The sequence below is a fragment of the Herbidospora sp. NBRC 101105 genome, from assembly GCF_030269205.1.
Taxonomy (GTDB): domain Bacteria; phylum Actinomycetota; class Actinomycetes; order Streptosporangiales; family Streptosporangiaceae; genus Herbidospora; species Herbidospora solisilvae.
The window spans coordinates 25,892-41,057 of sequence record NZ_BSSX01000010.1; the positions used below are offsets into that span (position 1 = coordinate 25,892).

The 15,166-nt window shown below is 74.0% G+C and carries 14 protein-coding genes; 12 read left to right on the forward strand and 2 right to left on the reverse strand.

Annotated features, from left to right (window positions below; all coding sequences use genetic code 11):
- Positions 1-51: 51 nt before the first annotated feature.
- The gene (locus tag QSK34_RS34915; RefSeq protein WP_285590698.1) at positions 52-882 is read right to left on the reverse strand and encodes an SDR family NAD(P)-dependent oxidoreductase; all 831 of its coding nucleotides are present in this window, start codon (positions 880-882) and stop codon (positions 52-54) included.
- A gap of 58 nt (positions 883-940) precedes the next feature.
- Here QSK34_RS34915 and QSK34_RS34920 point away from each other — a divergent pair, with 58 nt between their 5' ends.
- From QSK34_RS34920 to QSK34_RS34950, 7 genes are all read left to right on the forward strand, one after another.
- Positions 941-1,597: a TetR/AcrR family transcriptional regulator gene (locus QSK34_RS34920; protein WP_285590700.1), complete on the forward strand. Its 657-nt coding sequence runs from the start codon at positions 941-943 to the stop codon at positions 1,595-1,597.
- 77 nt (positions 1,598-1,674) lie between these two features.
- Positions 1,675-2,241, forward strand: a complete 567-nt coding sequence (locus QSK34_RS34925) for an MFS transporter (RefSeq protein ID WP_285590702.1) — start codon at positions 1,675-1,677, stop codon at positions 2,239-2,241.
- A 59-nt stretch (positions 2,242-2,300) separates the two neighbouring features.
- Complete coding sequence (locus QSK34_RS34930) at positions 2,301-2,858, forward strand: copper chaperone PCu(A)C (protein WP_285590704.1); 558 nt, start codon at positions 2,301-2,303, stop codon at positions 2,856-2,858.
- Positions 2,851-3,981, forward strand: coding sequence for a Dyp-type peroxidase (locus QSK34_RS34935; protein WP_285590705.1), 1,131 nt, complete (start codon positions 2,851-2,853; stop codon positions 3,979-3,981). The genes QSK34_RS34930 and QSK34_RS34935 overlap by 8 nt, the downstream gene beginning before the upstream one ends.
- Complete coding sequence (locus QSK34_RS34940; RefSeq protein WP_285590706.1) at positions 3,978-4,559, forward strand: copper resistance CopC family protein; 582 nt, start codon at positions 3,978-3,980, stop codon at positions 4,557-4,559. The genes QSK34_RS34935 and QSK34_RS34940 overlap by 4 nt, the downstream gene beginning before the upstream one ends.
- Before the next feature lie 410 nt (positions 4,560-4,969).
- On the forward strand, positions 4,970-5,983 hold the full coding sequence (locus QSK34_RS34945) for a permease (protein ID WP_285590707.1): 1,014 nt from the start codon (positions 4,970-4,972) through the stop codon (positions 5,981-5,983).
- On the forward strand, positions 5,980-6,693 hold the full coding sequence (locus QSK34_RS34950) for a TIGR03943 family putative permease subunit (protein ID WP_285590709.1): 714 nt from the start codon (positions 5,980-5,982) through the stop codon (positions 6,691-6,693). The genes QSK34_RS34945 and QSK34_RS34950 overlap by 4 nt, the downstream gene beginning before the upstream one ends.
- On the opposite strand, the gene QSK34_RS34955 is transcribed toward QSK34_RS34950, so the two are convergent.
- Positions 6,656-7,930, reverse strand: a complete 1,275-nt coding sequence (locus tag QSK34_RS34955) for an MFS transporter (RefSeq protein ID WP_285590711.1) — start codon at positions 7,928-7,930, stop codon at positions 6,656-6,658. The genes QSK34_RS34950 and QSK34_RS34955 overlap by 38 nt on opposite strands.
- A gap of 114 nt (positions 7,931-8,044) precedes the next feature.
- Here QSK34_RS34955 and QSK34_RS34960 point away from each other — a divergent pair, with 114 nt between their 5' ends.
- The 5 genes from QSK34_RS34960 to QSK34_RS34980 all read left to right on the forward strand — a co-directional run bounded on the left by QSK34_RS34960 (position 8,045) and on the right by QSK34_RS34980 (position 15,165).
- Positions 8,045-9,787 (forward strand): ABC transporter ATP-binding protein/permease, encoded by a 1,743-nt coding sequence (locus QSK34_RS34960; protein ID WP_285590713.1) that lies wholly within the window; start codon positions 8,045-8,047, stop codon positions 9,785-9,787.
- Entirely contained in the window at positions 9,784-11,550 is a 1,767-nt protein-coding gene (locus QSK34_RS34965; protein ID WP_285590715.1) for an ABC transporter ATP-binding protein, read from the forward strand. Before QSK34_RS34960 ends, QSK34_RS34965 begins: the two co-directional genes overlap by 4 nt.
- Positions 11,551-11,726: 176 nt before the next feature.
- The gene (locus QSK34_RS34970) at positions 11,727-12,464 is read left to right on the forward strand and encodes a hypothetical protein (RefSeq protein WP_285590717.1); all 738 of its coding nucleotides are present in this window, start codon (positions 11,727-11,729) and stop codon (positions 12,462-12,464) included.
- A 2-nt stretch (positions 12,465-12,466) separates the two neighbouring features.
- Positions 12,467-13,780 carry a CocE/NonD family hydrolase gene (locus QSK34_RS34975; RefSeq protein WP_285591164.1) on the forward strand — a complete coding sequence of 438 codons (1,314 nt, stop codon included), beginning with the start codon at positions 12,467-12,469 and terminating at the stop codon, positions 13,778-13,780.
- Complete coding sequence (locus QSK34_RS34980) at positions 13,777-15,165, forward strand: YcaO-like family protein (protein WP_285590719.1); 1,389 nt, start codon at positions 13,777-13,779, stop codon at positions 15,163-15,165. The genes QSK34_RS34975 and QSK34_RS34980 overlap by 4 nt, the downstream gene beginning before the upstream one ends.
- Position 15,166: the final 1 nt, after the last annotated feature.

Consider the following 15,166-nt stretch of genomic DNA (forward strand, 5'->3'; position numbering starts at 1 on the left):
GGTGAGTCGGTCCGCTCCCGCGGGTCACGGACACGACTTCTGGCGACGGGCTTAGAAGTCCGCACCGCGTGAGAGCTCTTCGTTCGCGCGCAGTTCCGCGAGCGCTTTCTCGTGCATCGCGACGACGACGTCGTAGCCGGAGTTGCCGAGCACGATCCGCTGGGGCGGAACGGGTGCGTTCATCGCGCTGATCACGGCCTGCACTCCGCGTTCGGGGTCACCCTCTTGCTTGCCGTCGTGTGCCACGAACGCCGCTTTGACGCCCTCGACCATCGGCACGTAGGCGTCGACGGTCTCGTTGACGGGCTCGTCCTGGAAGCCGGCGAAGGCCTTGGTGCGGAACGCTCCCGGCTCTACGACGAGCACGCGCACACCGAACGGCTCGACTTCCTGGCGCAGTGTCTCCGACAGTCCTTCGAGCGCGAACTTCGCCGCCGAGTAGTAGCCGAACCCCTGTGCGCCGACGAGGCCCGCCACCGACGACATGTTCACGATCCAGCCGTCGCCGCGTGCCCGCATACCCGGCAGGACCGCGCGTATCACCTCGACCACGGCGAACAGGTTGAGGTCGAACGTGCGGCGGATCGTCTCGTCAGGGGCCCCCTCGACCGAGCCGAACCAGCCACGGCCCGCGTTGTTGACGAGTACGTCGATCCCGCCGAACCGCTCCTCCGCCGCCTTGACCGCCGCGCGCACCTGCTGGGCATCGGTGACGTCGAGCTGGAGAACCAGCACACGGCCGCCGTATGGTTCAGCCCATTCCCGCAGCTCAGAGGGTCGACGCGCGGTCACTGCCACCTGATCGCCCTGTTTCAGCGCGGCCTCGGCATAGACCAGGCCGAACCCTCCGGGCGTGCCACCGGTGATGAACCAAGTCCTCATGGACTTCTCCTTTCGCTATAGCGAGCAATGTAGCGCTATATGCGCTAATATAGCAAACATGCAGAACGCACGGGATCGGCTCCTGCTCGCCGCGGCGGAGTTGCTGGAAGGCGGCGGCACGGTGTCCACGAGGGCGGTGTGCGAACGCGCCGGGGTGCAGGCCCCGACGCTGTACCACCACTTCGGCAGCAAGCAGGGCCTGATCGACGCCGTGGTGAACCACGGCTTCACCCAGTACACGGCGGTCGAGAGCTCCGGCGACCCCCTGGGCGACCTGCGCGAGGGCTGGGACAGGCACGTGCGGTTCGGGCTGGAGCACCCGTCGTTCTACGGGCTGCTCTACGGCCGCGCCGAGCCGGGAAAGCCCTGCGCCGTCACCGCTCCCGCGCACGCCGCGTTGCGTGAGCGGTTCACCGCCGCCGCCGCCCAGGGCCTGCTCAAGGTGCCGGCGGACGACGCCGCCGAACAGGTGCTCGCCGCCAACGTCGGCATCACGCTCACCTTGATCAGCCAGCCGGAGCCTGACTTCGGGCTGTCCGGACGCGTCCGCGAGGCCGCGCTGGCCGGAGTCCTGCACACGCCCTCCGCCGACGCCCCCGCGAACCGCGCGAGCGCCGCACTGACGTTGCGCGCGCTGGTCGGCGACGACCCGGGCGACCTCACCCCTGGCGAACGCGCGCTGCTCGGCGAACTCCTGGACCGCCTGGCCCGCTAGAGCACGGGGTGCTCCTCGCTCTCCCGGACCGGGGCGTATTGGGAGGCGGCCGTACGCCGTGCGATGATGACCGCGCCATGACTAGTGCCACCTCAGCATCGACGCCCTTCCGCGTCGTCCGGGCCGCCGTCTTCGCGACGGTCTCGGTCGTGCTGAGCGTCGGCGCGCACGCCTGGGCGGGTGGTTCGACCACCGCGACGGCGGTGCTGGTGGCGCTGACCCTCTCGTTCCTGGTCGGGGTCGCCCTGGCCGGGCGCGAACGGTCGGCCCGGGTGATCTTCCCGGCGCTGGCGGGCTGCCAGGCCGTGCTCCACCTGCTGTTCTCCTACGCCCACACCGTCGAGCCGATGGCGCTCGGCCACCACCACCCGACCACGCTGCTGCCCAGCCTGAGCATGCTGCTCACCCACGCCTGGGCGGCCGGGCTCACGGCCCTGTGGCTGGCGCGTGGCGAGGCGCTCCTGTGGGCCCTGCTGCGCCGCCTCGGCGTCCGCCTCCTGCTGTTGCTGCGAGTGGCGGTCGAACCCGCCCATCCGCAACCCGCCACGCCCGCCGACCGGGTCGACATCCCGGCGTCGGCGCCCCTCCGACACGAGATCAGCCGCCGGGGGCCTCCCGGCAGCGTCAGCCTCCTCGCCGCCTGAACACGAGGTTCAGCGCGGCCCTCTGACGTTGCCGTTTTCCCCGAAGGGTTCTTCTCATCATGTCTTCGCGCCTCGCGCTGTCCCTGCTCGCCCTCGCCGCCGCCGCCACGGTCGTCTCCTGCGGCTCCTCCGACACGCCGACCGCCGCCGCGCCGGCCGCCTCGGCCCCGGCTGCCTCGGCCCCCGCCGAGACCGCCCCCGCCGCTCCCGCGGCCGCCGCCCTGTCGATCACCGACCCGTGGGTGAAGACCGCCAAGGAGGGCATGACCGCCGCCTTCGGCACCCTGGTCAACAACTCCGGCGCCGACATCACCGTCGTCTCCGGCGCCAGCCCGCTGTCGCCGATGATCGAGCTGCACGAGGTCGTCGACAAGGACGGCAAGATGGTCATGCAGCCCAAGCAGGGCGGTTTCGTCATCCCGGCGGGCGGCTCCCACGAGCTCAAGCCCGGCGGCGACCACATCATGATCATGGACGCCAAGCAGGCCGTCGAGCCCGGCGCCGAGATCCCGTTCACCCTCACCCTCGCCGACGGCGGCACCTTCGAGTTCACCGCCGTCGGCAAGGACTTCGCGGGCGCCAAGGAGGACTACCAGCCCGGTTCGCACAATGGCTGACCTGACCCGCCGGGGACTGCTCGCCGGCGGCGTCGTGGCGGGGGTGGCCGCGTTCACCCCCGCCGCGTCGGCCCGCACCGGCGAGAGCGTCGTCCCCTTCCACGGACCCCGCCAGGCCGGGATCGCCACCGAACCGCAGGCCCACGCCGTCTTCGTCGCCTTCGACCTGCGGAAGGACACCGATCGCGACGCCCTCCGGCGGATGATGCGGCTGCTCACCGACGACGCCCGGCGGCTCACCCAGGGCCGCCCGGCGCTCGCCGACACCGAGCCCGAACTGGCGGCGCCGGCCGCGCGCCTGACCGTGACGTTCGGTTTCGGTCCCGGCCTGTACGCCCATGCCGGCCTGACGTCCCCGATCAAGCCCCTGCCGAAGTTCACCGTCGACAAGCTGGAGAAGAGGTGGAGCGGCGGCGACCTGCTGGTGCAGATCTGCGCCGACGACCCGCTGACCGTCAGCCACGCCCTCCGGATGATCGTCAAGGACGCCCGCTCGTTCGCGACGGTCCGCTGGACCCAGCGCGGTTTCCGCCGCGCCGCCGGCACCCAGCCGGGCGGCCAGACCCAGCGCAACGTCATGGGCCAGATGGACGGCACCGCCAACCCGAAGCCCGGCACCCCGGACTTCGACCTCGCGGTCTGGCGGCCCGACCACTCGACCCAGCTCGTCGTCCGCAGGATCAGGGCCGAACTGGAGACCTGGGACGCCGCCGACGTCGTGGCCAAGGAGTTCACCATCGGCCGCCGCCTGTCGACCGGCGCGCCCCTGACCGGCACCCGGGAGCAGGACCCGCCCGACCTCGCCGCCAAGGGCGCCCACGGCTTCCCGGTCATCTCCGAGTACGCCCACATCCGCCGTGCCCACGTCGGCGACCCGCGGCTCCGCATCCTGCGGCGCCCGTACAACTACGACGAGGACGTCACCGCCCAGGGCCACGCCGACTCGGGCCTGATCTTCGCCTCCTACCAGGCGGACATCGAGCGCCAGTTCGTGCCGATCCAGCGGCAGCTCGCCGAGGCCGACCTGCTCAACGAGTGGATCACCCCGATCGGGTCGGCGGTGTTCGTCATCCCGCCGGGCTGCGACGAGAAGGGCTGGATCGGCCAGGAGGTCCTGTCATGAGGCTCCTCGGCCTTGTGGCCGGGGTGATCGCGACGCTCCTCCTGGCGGCCGCGCCCGCCCTGGCCCACGACCAGCTCAAGGCCAGCGACCCGGCCAGGGACGCGACGGTCGGGTCGCTGGAGGCGATCACGCTGACCTTCTCGTCCCAGGTCCGGTTCCCGGCGATGGTCCTCCACGACGCGGCGGGCGCCGCCGTGGAGCTGACCGAACCGGAGGTCCGGGGCAAGGACCTGACGGCCCGCCCGCTGTCGGCTCCGGCGCCGGGGAGATACGTGATCGGCTGGCGGGTCGTCTCCTCCGACGGCCACCCGATCGAGGGCGAGATCCCGTTCACCCTGGCGAGCCCGACCGGCGGCGACACCCCGCTCGCGGCCGCCCCGGCCGCGAGTGCCTCGGCGGAGGCGGTTCCACCACCGGTCGCCTCCTCCGCTCCTTCCGCGCGGCCGGTCTCCGCCTCCGAGACCGACTCCGGCGGCGGTTACCTGTGGTTCGTCGGCGCGCTGATCGCCCTGGTGGGCGTGGGCTTCGTCGTGGCCATGGGCGGCCGCCGCAAACGCGGGGCGGGCGACTCGCAGTGATCGCGCGGCGGCCGCCGCGCACCCCTCGTGAGACCGTTCACGGCGCCGCCGGCCGGGCAGTCGCCCGGCCGGCGGTGGCCGCGCACGTCGGGACTCCCCAAAGGAACGATCACGGAAGCTGTGGAGGCCGCCCGGTTGCCGGGCTGCCCGGCACCGTCCGCTCCGGCGCCCAGCTCGCCTCGCGTGGACGGCGGCTTGAGCACTTCCGTTACGGCTCCGCGTGGCCGGCGCCGACGGCCGCCCCCGGTCCGCGCCGCCGGCGGCGGCGACCGGTCGTGTTCCGGTTCGCCGGGCGACGGGCTTCCTCTGACGAAGATCGGGTCTAGGCGGCTCGCCGCTTCTGTCCCTACAATCAGCGCCGACACATGGTTATCATCACCACTTTCATCACAATGCGGGAGCGTCGGCGCATGTCTGAACGGGTCGGGGTCGAGGTCTCCGAGGAGGTGCCGCCGCCCGAATGGGGGCGGCGGCAGCCGTTGGGCGCCGTCAGTCCATGGATCTTCGTGGTGGTCGTCGGGCTGCTGCTGCTCGGGCGGCTGGTGTTCGCGCCCTATCTGACGGCCCCGGCGTTACAGGCCTGGGCGACGATCTTCGTGGCGATCTGCGTCCAGGCGCTGCCCTTCCTGGCCTTCGGGGTGCTGCTGTCGGCGGCGATCACCGCGTTCGTGCCCGCCTCGTTCTGGACCCGGGCGCTGCCGAGGCGGCCGTTCCTGGCGGTGCCGGTGGCGGGGGCGGCCGGGGCGGTGCTCCCGGGTTGTGAGTGCGCGTCGGTGCCGGTCGCCTCCGGGCTGATGTCGCGGGGCGTGACGCCCGCCGCCGCGCTGGCGTTCCTGCTGGCCTCGCCGGCGATCAACCCGGTGGTGATCGTCGCCACGGTGGTGGCCTTCCCCGGCGAGCCCATGATGGCCGTGGCCCGGTTCGGGGCCTCGCTCGTCGTCGCGGTCGTGGCCGGATGGGTGTGGTTGCGGTTCGGCCGCGCCGACTGGTTGCGCATCCCCTCGCGCCCCGTCGGGCACGGGCCGAAATGGCGCTCGTTCGTCGAGGCCATGCGCCACGACTTCCTGCACGCGGGCGGATTCCTCGTCGTCGGCGGGGCCACCGCGGCGACGATGAACGTGGTGGTGCCCCGTGCGTGGCTGGAGTCGGTCGCCGGGATCCCGGTGCTGTCGGTGCTGGTCCTGGCGCTGCTCGCGGTGATCCTGTCGATCTGCTCGGAGGCCGACGCGTTCGTGGCGGCCTCGCTGACCGCCTTCTCGCCGACGGCCAAGCTCGCGTTCCTGGTGGTCGGGCCGATGGTCGACCTGAAGCTGATCGCCCTGCAGACGGGCACCTTCGGGCGTCGGTTCGCCGCCCGCTTCATCCCGCTGACCTTTGTTCTCGCGGTGGTCGTCAGCATGGCGGCCGGGGAGGTCCTGTTGTGAACCGGCTGACCCAGAGCATGATCCTCATCCTTCTCGGCGGCGCGGTGTTGCGGATCACCACCGTGTCCACCACCTACCTGAACTACGTCAAGCCGGGCTTCCGGCCCTTCCTGATCGCCGCGGGCGTGGTGGTCCTCCTGCTGGGCGTGATCGGCCTCGTCCAGGAATGGAGAGGGGCGAGCGCCCACGAGGACGACCACGACCACTCGCATGCGCCCGGAGTGGCCTGGCTGCTGACGCTTCCCGTCTTCGCCATCTTCCTCATCGCCCCGCCCGCCCTCGGCGCCTTCTCGGCGAAGGCGGAGGAGCCCCAGGCACGGCCGGTGGCCGCCGCCGAGTCCTACGACGCCCTCTCGGCCGGGACGGTCAACGAGATGACCATCGGCGAGTTCGTCGGCCGGGCGTGGGGCGAGTCGGCCGACTCGCTGGTGGGGCAGCAGGTCAGGCTGACCGGCTTCGCCGTCCCGTCGGAGACGAAGAGGGACCGCTGGTATCTGGCCCGGATCCAGATCGCCTGCTGCGCCGCCGACGGCGTCGCCCTGAAGGTGGCCGTGCTCGACGCCGACATGCCGCCGGAGAACACCTGGGTCGAGGTGGTCGGCACCTGGAAACGGCCCCCGTCCGGAAAACTGGAACCCGGCATCATCGCCCCCGAGTTGACCGCCACCTCGATCACCTCGATCCCGCAGCCGGTCGAACCGTACGAGTGACCCCCAGCAGGCCCGCGCGCAGCGCCACCAGCCAGGCCGCGCCGGGCAGCGCCATACACGCGCCGAGGACCGGCAGCAGCGCCGCCGGTCCCAGCGCGTCGAGCAGGGCCCCGGAGACGACGGCCGAGACGCCCAGTGAGGCCGTCGCCGTCGCGCTCCACAACGACACCACCCGTCCGCGCAGCTCGTTGGGGGAGTGGCCGAGCAGGACCGCCATCGACACCGGCCCGTAGACGACGTCCACGCAGGCGGCGGCCCCCCAGACCGCCAGCGCCCCCAGTGCGCTCGACGGCAGGCCGAGCGCGGCGGTGAGCAGGCCCTCCCCGAGGCACGACACCCCCAGGACGACCAGCCGCCGTTCCTCGGGCAGCCGCTTCAGCCGGGGCGCGGCGACCAGCAGCACGACCGCCCCGGCCAGCCCCTGGACCGCGTAGAACCAGCCCGTGCCGCCGTCGCCCAGGTCGTGGACCTGCACGGCCAGCGCCGTCATGGCCGTGATCGACCCGCCCAGGCCCAGGCAGAACACCGCCTCCAGAAGTAGCAGGGCCGAGACGAGCCGGCTGCGCCGGACCGCCCGCAGCCCCTCGCGGAAGGCCCGCAGGCCGCGCGCCGCCCCCGGCGAGGTGTCGCCGCGCCGGTCGCCGCGCCGGACCTTGGCCGTGAAGTACAACGACACCAGGAACGACGCCGCGTTCACCACGAAGGCCCACCGCCAGCCGACCAGGGTGACGGCGGCGGCCCCGGCCAGCCCGCCGACCGCCTGGAACAGCAGCCCGTTGACCTGCACCGCCGCCGCGTAGAGCACACCCTCCTCCGGCCGCACCAGCGACGGCATCCAGGCGTTGCGGGCGGCCTGGAAGACGAAGCCGACGGCGGCCGAGGCGAAGGTGAGCGGGTAGGCGAGCCAGACCGTGCCGGGGTTGTCGGCCAGCAGGAACGCCAGCGCGAGCACGACGAGCACGCCGTCGCCGGCCAGCATGATCGTCCTGCGGTCGAGCCGGTCGGCCAGCACCCCGCCCCAGGTCCCGAACAGGACGCCGGGCAGGTAGCGCATGGCCAGTGAGGCGCCGGCGGCCACGGCGGCGCCGGTGTGCTCGTACAACATCGCGAACACGGCGACGGCGGTGAACCAGCCTCCGCAGACGCTGACCAGGTTCCCCAGCCACAACAACCGGAAGTCCCGGTTCCCGGCCAGCAACGAGCCCAGGCCGGTGGCGCTTCGCTCCTCTTCGGTCACGCCAGGACCGTACCGTGCAAAGAAAATGAAAACCATCCCCAAAATTTCGTTGACAATGAAAATCGTTGGCGCCTAGCGTCTCTCCCGGTTCACCCGACAGGAAGGAGGCGAAACGTGCTCGTCCAGCGGCGGATGCTGCGTCTGGCGCGTGGCGCCTTCGGCCCTGTGGCGGCGACCGCCCTGCTCTCGCTCCTTTCGGCGGCGTCGGGGGCGGGGCAGGCGGTCGCGCTCGTCGAGACGATCCGGCGCGCCCTCGTCTCCGGCGCGCCGGATCCCGGCGACGTGGCCGGGCCGCTGGTGCTGACGGGACTGTTCACCCTGCTGCGCTGCCTGCTCTTATGGGGCCGCGACCAGGCGGCGAACCGGACGGCGTCGCTGGTCCAGGCCCGGTTGCGGCTGCGGCTGGCCGAGCGGCTGCTCGACCTGGGGCCCGGCCACACCGTCAGCGCGCCGGCCGGGACGCTGCGGACCACGATCGCCGACGGCGTGGAGGCGATCCGCGCCTACGTGGGCTTCTACCTGCCGCAGGTGGTCGTGAGCGTGGGCGGTCCGCTGATCATCGTGGCCGTGCTGACCTGGCACGATCCGGTGGCGGGCGCGATCACCGGGACCTGCGTGGTGCTGGTGCCCGCCTCCCGGCCCTTCTGGCGGCGCATCATGGGCGCGCGGTCCCAGCGGCACTGGACGGCGTACGAGAACTTCGCCGCCCGGGTGCTCGACGCCCTGCAGGGCATGACGACCCTGAAGGCGCTGGGCGCGACCGGCGGCTACGGCCACCGGCTCCGGCGCGACGCCCTGGCGCTCTACCGCGCGACCATGGGCGACCTCGCCGCCTCCAGCTCCGTCTACGTCGTCAGCGCGTTCCTCATGTCGGCGGGCACGAGCCTGGCGGTGGTGGTGGCCGCGATCCGCCACTCCACCGGCCACCTCGACGCCGCCGGGCTGCTCCTGATCGCCTGGCTCACCGCGGAGGCCTTCCGCCCGCTGCTCGAACTGCAGAACTACTGGCACGAGGGCTTCCACGGCCTGGCCGCGGGCAAGGGCGTCTTCGCCCTGCTGGACGCCGAGGCGCCCGCCCCCGCACCGGCCACGCCGGTCCGGAGGCGGCCGTCGAACCGGCCGCCCCGATTGGTCCTGCGCGAGGTCACCTTCACCTACCCCGGCGCGGCCCGCCCCGCCTTGCGCGGGATCAGTCTGGTCGTCGAACCGGGCACGACCCTGGCCGTCACCGGGCGGTCGGGATCGGGCAAGTCCACCCTGGTCACCCTGCTCCAGCGCTACTTCGACCCGCAGAGCGGCCGGATCCTGGCCGACGGCGTCGACCTGCGCGACCTCGACCGCGACGAGGTCCGCGCGATGACCGCCGTGGTCGCCCAGGACACCCACCTCTTCCACGGAACGATCGCCGAGAACCTGCGGCTGGCCCGGCCGGACGCCGGCCTCGCCGCCCTCAGGGACGCCGCCCGCCGCGCCCGGATCCTCGACCTCGTCGAGGGCCTGCCGGACGGCTTCGACACCGTCGTCGGCGAACGCGGAGCCCGCCTGTCGGGCGGCGAACGCCAGCGGATCGCGATCGCGCGGGCCCTGCTGAAGGACGCGCCGGTGCTCATCCTCGACGAGGCCACCTCGGCCGTCGACGGCGAGACCGAGGCGGCCCTGCGCGACGCGCTGGGCGAACTGCGGGCCGGCCGCACCACGATCATGATCGCGCACCGCCTGTCCAGCCTCGTCGACGCCGACACGGTCGCCGTCCTGGACGACGGCGGCCTGGTCGAGCACGGCGCGCCCGCCGACCTCGCCCGGCGCGCCGGAGCCTGGTCGGACCTGGTCGCCGCCCAGGCCGGAGGCGCACGATGAGGCGGGGCACCGCGGGACTGCTGCGCGTGTTGTCGGGGCACCTGCGCCCGTTCGGGATCTCGGTGCTGTTCGCGGTCGTCAACCAGGCGGCCGGGATGGGCGCGGTCGTGCTCGCCGCCGCCACCGCCGGCCAGGCCCTCTCCGGGGCCGCCGATCTGTGGCCCCTGTTCTGGTGGACCCTCGGCCTGACGGCGCTGCGCGCGGTCGCCAACTGGGTCGAGTCGTGGATCTCCCACGAGTTGTCCTTCCGCGTCCTGGCCCAGGTGCGGCAGTGGCTCTACCAGGCCTTCGCCCGGATCGCCCCCGGCGGGCTGATCCGCAGGCGCGGCGGCGACCTCGTCGTCCGGGCGCTGCGCGACAGCGAGAGCCTGGAGATCTTCTACGCGCACACCTCGATCTACGTGGCGGCGGCGCTGGTCGTCGCGCCGGCCGCCCTGGCGGCGATGGCGCTGATCGGCGGCGGCTGGGCGGCGCTCGTGCTGCTGCCCTGGATGGCGGCCTCGGCGGCGGTGCCGCCGGCGCTGCGCCGGGCGGGGGCGCGCCACGGCGGCGACCTCACCGACGCGCTCACCGGGCTCAACGTCGAGGTCACCGACCTGGTGCAGGGCCTGCGGGAGATCCTCTCCTTCGGCCGGGGAACTGACCGGCTCGACCGGCTGCGCGACGCCGACCGGCGGCTCGCGGCGGCGCAGCGCCGGCAGGCCCGCCGCGCCGGGCTGGAGACCGTGGCCGGCGGGGCCGCGATCGGCGGGGCGAGCCTGAGCGTCCTGGCCACCGGGCTGCACACCGGCCTGCCCGCGCCCGCGCTGCTGGCCTCGGTCGCGCTCGCGGGGGCCGCGTTCACCCCGATCACGATGCTGCTCAACGTCACCCGGGTGTGGGGCCTCACCTCCTCCTCCGCCGACCGCGTGTTCGACCTCCTGGAGGAGCCGGCCGCCGTCCCCGACACCGGCCGCGCGGCGCTTCCCGTCCTGACCGGGCCTCCCGCGGTCGAGTTCGACGAGGTGGTGTTCGGTTACGACGAGACGCGCCCGGTGCTGCGCGGCGTCTCGCTGACCGTCCCGGCCGGGACGACGCTCGCCCTGGCGGGCGCGACGGGCGCGGGCAAGTCGACCCTGGCCCACCTGCTGCTCCGGCACTTCGACCCGGCCTCCGGGACGGTCCGGATCGGCGGAGCCGACCTGCGCGACCTGCCCGTCGACGACCTGACCGAGCTGGTCTGCCACGTGCCGCAGGAGGCGTTCCTCTTCCACGACACCCTGCGCGCCAACCTGGAGCTGGCCCGTCCCGGGGCGTCCGCTGAGGACGTCGCCCAAGCGTGCGCCGACGCCCGTGTCACCCCCTTCCTGGAGCGGCTGCCCGACGGCCTCGACACCGTGGTGGGGGAGCGGGGGGCCGCGCTGTCGGGAGGGGAGCGGCAGCGGGTCGCCATCGCCCGGGCGCTGCTGCGCGACCGGCCGGTGCTGGTCCTGGACGAGTCGTCCAGCCAGCTCGACGCCCTGTCCGAACACGAGCTGCAGACCGCGCTCGACCGGGTCAGGAACGGGCGCACCACCCTGGTCATCGCCCACCGGCTCACCACGCTCCGGCACGCCGACCTGGTCGCCGTGCTGGACCACGGCCGCATCGCCGACCTCGGCCGCCACGCCGAGCTCATGGCGCGGTGCGCGCCCTACCGACGTCTCGTCCAGGCGCAGGCGGACGCAGCCGCGCTCCTGGACGGGCGGCCCGTCCCGACGACGCAACGAGGAGGTGATCCGTGATGAAGGTGACGAAGCTGAAGGTCGCCCAGGTCAAGGCGAGCGTGCACTCCAACAACCACTCGACCGTGACCCGGTCCAGCGTGGCCTGGCGCTAGCCGGCCCACCCACGGGCGGGGACGCGCGCGTATCGCGTCCCCGCCCGTGGTCCTCGCAGCGTAGAGCAGGAAGGAAAGCCCATGGAGCCCACCGGCCGGTACGCCGGCGGGGTGTCGTTCGTCCCGACGCGGGACGGCTGGCTGGTGCACACCCCCGGTGAGGACTTCCTCGCCGTGTCCGCGCCCCCGGGCGGGCGCCCCGACCGTCCCCCGCCCGGCGACCCCGACCTGGCGGAGGTCTTCGCCGAGGAGGGCGTGCTGGAGCCGGTCCCGGCGCGCAGGCCCGGCGCGGTCGCCCTGACCGGCGACGGGCCGCTGGCCGAGGCGGTCGCCCTCCTGCTCGGCCGGACCGGTCTGACCTGCGGCGACGAGGACGTCGCGGTGCGGGTCGCCGTCGCGCCGTGGCCGCGCGACGACCTGTTCCGGCGGCTCGCCGCCGAGGCGCGGGAGACCGGCACCGCGCTGCACCTCGGGTTCGCCGAAGGGCGGCGCTGGTACGCCGGTCCGTTCTGGACGGGTCCCGCGACCGCCTCCTACGAGGATCTGCGGCTGCGACGGCTGGCCGCCTCGCCGTGGCCGGACGAACTGGGCGCCTACTGGGCGTGGCTCGACTCCGGCGGCGCTCCGGAGCCCGGCCCGGCGCTCCTGCTGGGTGCCGGCGTCGCCGCCGCCCTGATCGTCGCGGACGTGTGGGCGTACCTCCACGGCGAGGACGCCCCCGGAACGGGGGTCCAGGCGGGTTTCGACCCGGCGACCGGCCTGCTGAACCGGCACCCCGTGCTGCCGGTGCCCGCCGGGCTGATGACGGAGCAGCCGTGATCATGATCGACGTCCCGGTCGCCGGGCTCGTGGCCGACGTCTTCCTGCCCGAACGCCTACCCGCGCCGACCGTCGTGGTCCGCACCCCCTACGGCACGCCCGGGTTGTGGCCCGAGGCCGACGCGCTGACCGGCGCGGGGCTGGCCGTGGTCCTCCAGGACCTGCGCGGACGCCACCGCTCACCCGGCGAGTTCGAGGCCGGCGCCGACGAGCGGGCCGACGGCCACGCCGCCCTCGACTGGATCACCGCGCAGCCGTGGTCCGACGGCGTCACCTGCCTGTACGGCACCGCCTACGAGGCCTACGCCGCCTGGTGCGCCATGGGCCACCCGTCGGTGCGGGGCGTGGCCGGCCGCCAGTCCTGGCCGCCCGCCGCCGTGGCCGTCGACGAGGAGTTGTGGTGGCGTACCGAGATCGGCGGCGGCCGCCAGCTCCGCCCCGGCCTCTACGACCTGGCGCTGACCCGGCCGGCCTGGCCGGTGCCGCTGGGCGCCTGGCCCCCCACGCCGAGCAGCTGGCATCCGCAGGCCCGCCGGGCGGCGTCCCGGATCCGCGCCGCCGACCTGCCGACCCTGCACCTGGGCAGCTGGTACTGCGGCTCGGCCGCCACGACGCTGCGCCAGGCGGCCCTGGCCCGGCGGGCGACCGTCGTGATGGGCGGGTGGGCCTCCCCACTGACCCACCGGCTCCAGCCGGAGTGCGCGATCGACGTCCCGGTCGACCCCGGCCCCTCCGACCTGGCGCTGCCGTGGCTCGTGGCGGTCGCGACCGGCGCCGACCCGGTGGAGGGCCACCGCTGCCTGGTGCTGGGGAGCAACCGGTGGGAGCAGACGGACCCCCGTCCGGCCGCGCGGCCGGACCTGTGGGCGTTGCCCCTGACCGGTCCGGCGTCCTCCTCCATCGACCACGATCCGGCCGACCCCTACCCCTCGCTCCCGCACTCGGCCGACCTGTCGGTCGTCGGGCCGCGAGCCGACGTCGTGCGGCTGAGCGCGACCGGCCACGTCGAGTGGCGCGGGGCCGCCCGGGTGCGCTGCCGCGTCGGGACCGATCGCGGCGCCGAACTGGTGGCCACGCTCGTGCACGAGACCCCGGCGGGCGTGCGCACCCGGCTGGCCGACGGCACCGCGCCCCTCACGCCGGGACACACGGTGGCGGAGATGCGCTGCGCGCCCGTCGCCGTCGACCTTCCGGCGGGCCACACCCTGCACCTGGAGCTCACCGTCGGGCGGCGGCCCCGCCACACCGCGCCGGAGACGCCGGTCACCGTCACGGTCTCCGACGTCGAGCTGCTGGTCCCGGGAGGCCGCCGGTGAACCCCGTGCCGCCCGACCCCCGTACCGGACTGATCACCCGCCTCGACCAGGTGCCGCCCGAGCCCTGGTGGCCCGCCGGGCTGAACGTGTGCACGGCCTCGGTCGCCGCCGTCTCCGACCACCTGCCGTGGCCGGCCGACCGGGTGGCGACCGGCACCGCCTTCCACGACCCCGGCCGGGCCCTGACGAGCGCGGCCGGTGAGGCGATCGAACGGTACTGCGGCAACTTCGTCCCGGCCGGCCTGCGCCGGGCGACCCACGCGGAACTCGCCGCCGCCGGGGAGAACGCCCTGGACCCGGCGACGCTCGCGCTCTACTCCACGAGCCAGTACGCCGAACCGGGATGCCCCTTCGTCCCCTTCGCCGCCGACCTGCCGGTCCTGTGGATCAGGGGCACCACCCTGGACGGGCCGCCCGTGTGGGTGCCCGCCTCGCTGGTCTTCGTCAACTACCTCGTGCCGCCGCGCGCGGCCGAACCCGCCACCAACTACGCCATGCTGGCCGGTCTCGCGGCCGGTCCCGACCTGCGCTTCGCGCTGACCTCGGCACTGGAGGAGGTCATCGAACGGGACGCCACCGTCATCTGGTGGGCCAACCGCCTCCCGGCCGACCCGGTGGAGGTGGCCGACCCCCGCCTGGCCCACCTGCTGCGCCCCGACCCGTCGCTGGGGCCGGGCTGGGGACGGGCCCCGGGCGCCGCCGGGGACCTCCGCTACCGGGTGGTGCGCATCCCCACGACGTTCGACGTCGCGGTGATCGGGGTGCTGCTCCACGACCCGGCGCTCGGCATCCACACCTTCGGCGTCGCCGCCCGGCCCGATCCGGCGCACGCGGTGGCGAAGGCGCTGGCCGAGGCGGTGACCCTGCGGATCTACTCCCTGGGCCTGCTGGAACCCGACGGCGCGATCCACCGGGCCGTCGAGGAGGGCGTGCTCAGCGCGGACATGCTCAAGCCGCACCGGTCCGACCGGGCCTACACCCGGTCGTACCGCGGCGACTTCCGGGACGTGGTGGACCTGGCCTGCCACAGCCAGATCTGGCTCGACCCGGCGATGGTCAAGGAGCTCGAACCGATCACCGGCGACGCCCGCCCGGTCCGGCTGGACGACCTGCCGACGATCACCGGCGACGTCCGCCGCGCCTACCTCGACCGGATCCACGCGCTGGGCCTGCGCGCCCACGCCGTCGACCTCACCACCGCCGACGTGGCCGCGACGGGGGCCCGGGTGGTCCGCGTGATCGTCCCCGGCGCCTACTCCAACCCGCCCGCGGCCTTCCCCTTCCTCGGCGGCGACCGCCTCTACGCCGATCCGGTCCGCCTCGGGCTGCGCGCCGCCCCGATCGCGGAGGCCGACGTCAACCTCGTCCCGCTCCCGCACACCTGAG